A 7,674-nucleotide genomic window follows, 5' to 3' on the forward strand; every position below is an offset into this window, starting at 1 on the left:
ATCGTTGTTGATGAACAGCACCTGCTCACACAGGCTGAATGGGATGCCATCTTCAACACTCAGAACCTGATCAATCCTAAATTTGTTAAGTAATTAAAAATCCGTTAAGGATGTTAAATACCTTTCGGGTCGGTCTCACATGACGCTTCCGATCCGAAGGGGGGAATAACGGCGCTGCCCATAAATAGGTGCCGGCCACTTGAAGTCAAACTATCCGCTTGATTTCTTTCGGAGGATATATGGATATCATGATTATTCTTCAGATCATCGTCCTGCTGGGCGCGATCTTCATCGGTGTTCGCCTTGGCGGCATCGGCATTGGTTACGCTGGCGGCGCTGGCGTTCTCGTACTCGGTCTCTGCCTTGGCATGAAACCGGGCAACATCCCCTGGGATGTGATCCTGATCATCGCTTCCGTGATCGCTGCTATCTCTGTAATGCAGCTCGCGGGCGGTCTCAACTATTTGGTCTACATTGCTGAGAAAATTCTCTACAAGAACCCAAAATACATTAACTACCTCGCTCCGCTGGTCACATATGTTCTGACAATTTTTGCCGGTACAGGCCACACAGCTTTCTCGATGATTCCGGTTATCGTTGAAGTTGCTAAAGGCGAAAATGTTCGTCCCGCGGTTCCGCTCTCTATCGCTGTTGTTGCTTCCCAGATCGCGATTACCGCTTCTCCGGTTTCCGCCGCTGTTATTTATATGACAGGTGTTCTGGAACCCTTCGGCTGGAGCTATCCGGCTCTGCTTGGTGTTTGGCTTCTGACAACATTCGCTGGCTGCATGGTCACAGCGTTCGTCATGACGCTCATCTCTAAGATGGACCTCTCTGCAGACCCGATCTATCAGGAAAGACTTAAAGAAGGTCTTGTCAAACCGACAGTTGGTCTTCATGAAATGAAGATTGATGCCAAGGCTAAACTCTCTGTTTGGATCTTCCTTATCGGCGTTCTCTGCGTTGTTTTCTACGCTTCCGCCATTTCTCCGGCTGTCGGCCTGATCAAGAACGTTGTCGTTCCTCGTGACGCAGCCATTATGAGCCTGATGCTTACAGTCGGCGCCCTTATTACCGTCCTTTGTAAAGTTAAACTCGGTGACGTTGCCGGTACATCCGTCTTCAAGTCCGGCATGGTTGCCTGCGTCTGCGTTCTCGGTGTTGCATGGCTTGGTGATACATTCGTTTCCGGTCACACCAACGAAATCAAGGCGTTTGCTTCTCAGACTATCAGCCAGTATCCGGCTCTGCTTGCCGTGGTGTTCTTCTTAGCCGCCATGCTCCTGTACTCTCAGGCCGCTACTGCTAAGGCGATTACTCCGACAGTTGTTGCAGCGCTCGGCATTACTGCTGCCAACCCTGACAACGCCTACATGCTGGTTGCCTGCTTCGCTGCTGTTTCCGCTCTGTTCGTTCTCCCGACATACCCGACACTGCTCGGCGCTGTTCAGATGGACGACACAGGTACAACACGCATCGGTAAGTGGGTTTTCAACCACTCCTTCTTCATCCCTGGCGTTCTGGCGATTTTCTTCTCCGTCGCTTTCGGATTTGTAGTCTGCGGTTTGGTATAACCCAATCCTAGATTGATGTAAAAGTCCCGACAGCAATGTCGGGATTTTTTTTGCCTGTTGATTTTTCATTTCCTGTCTGATCGGCGATAATTTCAGAAAATACCAAGGATCTAATAATTACATGTTTCGGAAATAATCTGACTGATCTCTCACTTCAGAATCAGGGAAAAATGCCGAAAAAATAAATAAAAAGGAACAGGCATGAACGAAAATCTGGTTGGCCCGATTTTTGACCTCCTCAAAGGCGACCGCGACTCTAAACAGATAACAAAACTGGTAAAGAAAATTTTAGTCGCCAATCGCCGCAATATAAAAATCGGCTCAATTACAAAACCTCAGCTCGAAAAAGTCATCAACGACGGCGTACTGGAAAAAAACAAAACTGGCGCACGTTGACTGAGCGCGTCGCCGAGCTGCTGTTTCAGCCGTATCCTCAGCTCCTGGATGCCATGTGGGCTCAGGTTCTTGCAAGTGAATCTGATGACTCGAAAAAGAGTGACGAATTATCCCTTGAGATTGCTCAGCAGTTGAAAATAGTTTTTAATGAAAATGAAATACCGTCTCAAACCAGACATCGAATGACCTTGGCGCTTTGGGGTTTGGGGGCGGATTCCTATACAGATTTTGTCAATCGAATCAACAAGCCGGTATTCGATGAACCTCTTGATGAACTAACTCCTGCTGCATTCTTAGAGCAGCAAAAATCACAAAATACTGAACCGAAGCAGGGAGGCAGCGCCGCAGATAAACAAAACGAGCCCTCTAAAACTGAAGGATTAAAAGAATCGAACGGTACTTCTTCTGTCGAAACTTCCGAAGAGGCAGGAAATCAAAACGCCGATATTTCTTCAGCCGCTCCGGAAACAACTGAAGATAATACAATCCCCACGCTGGAAGAAGAGCTGAAAGAACTGACGAATAAAACGGACGCTGCGACAAGCGACTCCGATCAGTTTGATACGGATATTAAAAAACTCGAAGAAGAATGCGCGCTAGCAGATTTAGAGACTGAAGAAGCGGAAATCCGACAGATCAAACGCCCTATGGTGACCGGACTGCTTAGATGCTTCAACAGCTCAACTATCTGCAATTTTTATCCGCTTTGCAGATGGAATAACGGACTTCCTTACAAAATCGAAAATGCCAAAGAACTGTATCCCGAGATGGCCAATATTCTCTTGGGAGACGCAAATCGAGTCGGCAGAAAGGAACGGTTAACGCTGGCCAACGGAATTCTTCTCAACATCCCCTTCGAAGATTCCGAACTTGAAAGCACGTTTTTCGAAAACAAGAGCAAATTTACTCTCGATATCTATTCGCTTTTTGCAAAAAAAGAAGTCCGAAATGCCGCCTTTGACGACCGTGAAAACGGATATTGGCAGGCTTTTTATATCGTAGAACCAGTTGACCCCGAGTCCGTGTCCCTGGATAAGAAAATTGAAATCAAACTCAACGGCTTAACATATATTCGTCCGGAACTCTCCGATTTGGCCAGAGGACAGTTCGTTGTTCTGAAACTAAATAACAAATATTACGGACCTCTTTCCTTAAAAGAAGATGCCTTGAAACGACTCTATGTCGCTCCGCTGACATCTTCGGAAAACAGAGGCATTGTCGACTGCTTCGAAGAAAGACCCGATGCGCCGGTCAGTCCGATCTTTAAAGTTGAAGGCATCAATGTTCTTATCAACTTAAAAATGATTTTCACCAATCCGCTTCTGGTTCGCAAAACGACAGTGGATATGGTTTCTGATGAAGCGCTCGTCAAGGAAGTCATCCGGAAAATCCCGCGTGCAAAAGGAACTCCCGAAGTCATTTCTCGTTGGATGCTCGATAATCTTCATAACGGTTTCTTTGATTCCGGCTCCGTCATTACCAAACAGCGTGCACTAAGACTGCTCAAATACCTGCAGCTGAATCTTCCGGAATCCAGACAAATTGAGCAAATCGTCGAGATGATCAGCTCGGCAATGAGCTCAGCAGCAAAGAGAAAACCCGAACTGTTCGAGGAAATTTATAAACGTGTCATAACTGATCAGGACGTTCTTAAATCGCTTCCGGCCCACAAGCTGATCATGGAAGATCTCAAAGAGCTCGAAGACAAACGCGAGGATCTCCAGAGACAAATTTCCGAGCTGGAACATCGCAAAAAAGATAAAGAACGCGAAGCGGCAAATAAACGCCGCAAAAGCGAGCTTGAAAAAGAAATTGAACTGCTCGAGAGCCGTTTGGAAGACCTAAAAGAGATAAAAGACATCCGTAAGGCTCGAGATGATGAACGAGGTGAATTGGTCCGCATCCGCAAAGAGGTTAGGCTGGCCAATGAAGAACTCGCTCAGGTTAAGAAAGAACGTGAAGACTTCGATACTAAGCTCGAAGGATTCAACAAGAAGATCAATGAAACTGTAAGGACGGTAGCCGATCTCGCTTTCGACGGCCAAGTGACTGCAAAAATTATGGCAGCTGCCAACCGGTGGAACGACGAAAGGAATACGGAAGCGACAAGAAACCGTGTGAACTTCTTAAAGCAGATCAAGAAATCTTCTCTCACCGGCAGAGCGCTAAATGATGAACTGATCAAACGCCTGAGTCGATTCAGAAAGTATGATCCGAACGAGTTCACCAACATGTTTGTCTGTATCGCGCAGAACTTCCTGACGGTATTTTCCGGAACTCCGGGTTCGGGCAAGACTTCTATGTGCAATTTGATTGCGGTCAATCTCGGCCTAAATTCAATTGCTAAAGAACAGGAGGTGCCCGCACTATGGAACGAACAACGCGAACTCGCCAATCGTTATGTTCCTGTGTCCGTAGAGAAGGGCTGGACTTCAAAACGCGATTTGATCGGATACTACAACCCGCTAACCAGACGCTTTGAGAGCCAGGACCTGCATCGCATCGAATGTTTCCGCCAGCTGGATGCTGAGTGCGGCGTCGGATTCCAAGAGCTTCCTTACTTCATACTGCTTGACGAAGCCAACCTCAGTCCGATGGAGTACTACTTCGCAGACTTTATGAATATCTGCGACGTGCGCGATAGCTTCAGCTACATCTCGCTCGGAAACAATATGAGCTTTAAGATTCCCGACACGCTGCGCTTTCTCGCGACCATCAATAACGACCACACCACAGAAAATCTCTCGCCGCGTCTTATTGACAGAGCTTGGATTATTACGCTGCCTGACACCGATAGCGTCACCGAACATTCTTCCAGCGAAATGTCCGAAGCGACCGATTTTGAACCGATCAATTGGCAGAATTTCCTTGCCACTTTCGGCAAGACAAGCTCGGTGAATCTCTCCGGCAGCGTCACAGAACTTCTCCAAACGGCAAAGTCGATGTTTAACAATCTCGGTGTTCAGGTTTCTCCGAGAACACAATTCTCAATGGCAAATTTCATCCAGACATCGTCTGCCTTGATGAAGAGCGGCGACGGACAGAGCTCTGAGCTGCTCTCACTGGATTATGCGATCGCGCAGAAGCTTCTGCCCACAATCAACGGCGTCGGGGAAGGCTATAAGGAGCAGCTGAACGAGCTTCAGTACTGGCTTAGCGACACAAAACTAACCAAATCTGCAGGCATTCTTGAGCAGATCATCAGCCAAGGCGAAAGCCGAATGGACTACTTCGGATACTTCTAATGTCAGATTGGGACATCCAAATCTCTGCAGCGCTTAGAAAATCCGTTCCCGGATCTGATGAAAGTGAAGAGCTGCCTCTGATTTTTCATAGAGAAAAGCCGACGATCGACCGTTTCATCAGCGGACAAACTATCGTCAGCGTGTATGACGACGTTTCTTATGCGGTTGAATTTGCGTCTGAGGAATTTCTTGATTCCTTTGATCTCTTTGATATATCAATAGAAAGCCAGTCCGTTTACAAAGGACGAGCTGACACGGCTCGTCATTATTTCAAACAAAGGGCGAATTTTTCGACTGAATATAAAAAAATATTCTCAAACAGTCTCGGACTGGTTTATTTGGAACTGACTCTTCGTCGAGATGATTCCGAAGAGACACTCCGGCTTTACTCCGATTATTTTTCTGTCTGCCTCGCAAGGGGAGTAGAGAGTGAGAACCTTTACGGCATCTACGAAAAAGTCCGCAAATACAGCGCACTGCTATACAGTGAGAATGTGACGCTTCTTTCAAGATCGGCTGATTCTGATGATGAGTCCGAACTGATAAAAATTTTTGATCGTTATCTGCTCACCCTGAAAAAGATCATTAGCGTCTATTCTTACAACGCTGTCTTTTTCTCTTCAAACAGCCGTGCTCGTTTGGAAATGAACGGAAGCATCGATAACTTTGAAAAGCTGACCGAAGTAAAACCGGAAACCTTGTTTTTTATCGCGAATCATCCGGACGAACTTGAACCGACTCATGAAAAAAACGACATTCAAATCGGCTCTTTCTTTTACCTGCCAAGAAAGACTTTGGTTTTCAAAAACAAACTTAATTTTGATGTTTATGAAAACCGGGTTGTCGTCAGTTTTCTCGAAGACGTGATTCTTAAAACTAAAGGCGCGGCGAACAATCTGGGACAGTTTTTTGAAGGCTTGCCGCTGCTTTCACTATCCGACGAGTTCTATATCAACACTTCAAGCATTGTGCTTGAAGAATATAAAGGGCTTTATAACGAGATCAGCCAAAAACTGCTGGAAGCTTTAAAAGAAATTAAAAAAATTCATTTTCAATACTCCAGATTCCTTCCGGTTACGCGACTTAAAGGCGGTTTTACGCCGAAACCGACGCCGGTTTTTCTCAATATTCCGCAATATCGGCAGATCTACGCTGTGATGCGGGAATGGTATGGAAACCGTCTTAATTCCGGGTCGGCCCAGTTCGTGATGTCGACTGTCAGCGAAAGCTCAAAACTCTACGAGCATTACCTGCTTATCAAGATTATTGAAGAACTGACCCGACTTGGTTGGAGTATGACCGAAAAGAAATTTGAAAATTGGCTTCAGCTTCAAAAGAATACCGGTAATCCGCCTTGTAATTATTTTGAATTTGTACGCGGAGAAAAAACACTGTAGCTTTTCTTCGAACCCGTCATTTCCTGCAGCAGGGAAGAGAACGTCCTGACAGGACTATTCAGAAACAGCACGGCCTACATTTCTTCTTCTTCCGCTTGTCCGCTGACTCTGCGGTCAAACGCTAAAGAAGAGGCCGTCTACACGCCGGACTATGTGTTGAAGCTCAATGACGAAGGAAAGTCCTACTACTTGATCCTTGACGCGAAGTTTTCCAACCTTGCGTCCGTAATCTCCGCTCAGCTTCTGCCGCTGATTTTCAAATACATTCTCGGCATTACACCGATCAATGCGTCTGACCGCATTGAAGGCCTGCTGCTCGTTTGCGGAAAATATACTAAGGAGTATGAAAGGTCGCGCCGACATCCGCTTTGGAATGTCGGCGCAGGGGCTTTTGAAATTTTCTCAGCTGAAAAGATTAATGTCGTCGAAGTGAACGAAGCCTATGCGCCTAACGGCTTGACCGAAATGCTGTCTAAATTTTTATGCCGTTTCGAGACCTCTTAATCATCAAAGAAATTCCTGCACCGCTATTAGAAAATTCGATCTCCATACTCCCTTTGGCATATGGGTAAACCATTGTCAATTTGCTCACTTTGGTGCAAAAATTACCTTTTAAATTAACAAGCTAATTAAGAAATACGCAATAAACCAAAGAGTTATAGTCGATACCATACTTATTTTATAGGTATCTCGTTTTCCCTTAGCTTGTCGGGATAACCATATATTTTTCTTTTGATTAAGACTAAAATACACAGCCATGAAAGAGAAGCATATTAAAAGATTCTCATTCATAAGCAGGATTTGACCGGGTGCGTCGAGTCCTATTAAAACATTCAGTGGCGCATGACCACGGTTTTAGGACCGGCGCGGCTGATCGGATAACCCGGAATACACGGGTTCTTTTTTAAATAGAGGAGTTTAGTAAATGACTCGTATTGAACATGATTTCATTGGTGATTTAGAAGTACCGGAAAACGCTTACTACGGCGTTCAGTCCCTTCGCGGTAAAGAAAATTTCTTCATCACCGAAGAAAATAACAATCAGGAAATCTACTTCATCAT

Annotated in this window: 5 protein-coding genes; all 5 read left to right on the forward strand. The window is 45.7% G+C overall.

Translation table 11 applies throughout. The features are described from left to right. The first annotated feature begins 239 nt into the window (after positions 1 to 239). The 5 genes from E5987_RS12060 to E5987_RS12080 all read left to right on the forward strand — a co-directional run bounded on the left by E5987_RS12060 (position 240) and on the right by E5987_RS12080 (position 7,116). Positions 240 to 1,574, forward strand: coding sequence for an anaerobic C4-dicarboxylate transporter (locus tag E5987_RS12060; protein WP_160336327.1), 1,335 nt, complete (start codon positions 240 to 242; stop codon positions 1,572 to 1,574). A gap of 201 nt (positions 1,575 to 1,775) precedes the next feature. Beyond that, positions 1,776 to 1,970, forward strand: a complete 195-nt coding sequence (locus E5987_RS12065) for a hypothetical protein (protein WP_160336328.1) — start codon at positions 1,776 to 1,778, stop codon at positions 1,968 to 1,970. Beyond that, complete coding sequence (locus tag E5987_RS12070; protein ID WP_160336329.1) at positions 1,967 to 5,215, forward strand: coiled-coil domain-containing protein; 3,249 nt, start codon at positions 1,967 to 1,969, stop codon at positions 5,213 to 5,215. Before E5987_RS12065 ends, E5987_RS12070 begins: the two co-directional genes overlap by 4 nt. After that, positions 5,215 to 6,612, forward strand: a complete 1,398-nt coding sequence (locus tag E5987_RS12075) for a hypothetical protein (protein ID WP_160336330.1) — start codon at positions 5,215 to 5,217, stop codon at positions 6,610 to 6,612. Before E5987_RS12070 ends, E5987_RS12075 begins: the two co-directional genes overlap by 1 nt. Before the next feature lie 156 nt (positions 6,613 to 6,768). Then, complete coding sequence (locus tag E5987_RS12080; protein ID WP_160336331.1) at positions 6,769 to 7,116, forward strand: hypothetical protein; 348 nt, start codon at positions 6,769 to 6,771, stop codon at positions 7,114 to 7,116. Positions 7,117 to 7,674: the final 558 nt, after the last annotated feature.

This window comes from Parasutterella muris (assembly GCF_009767915.1).
Taxonomy (GTDB): domain Bacteria; phylum Pseudomonadota; class Gammaproteobacteria; order Burkholderiales; family Burkholderiaceae_F; genus Parasutterella; species Parasutterella muris.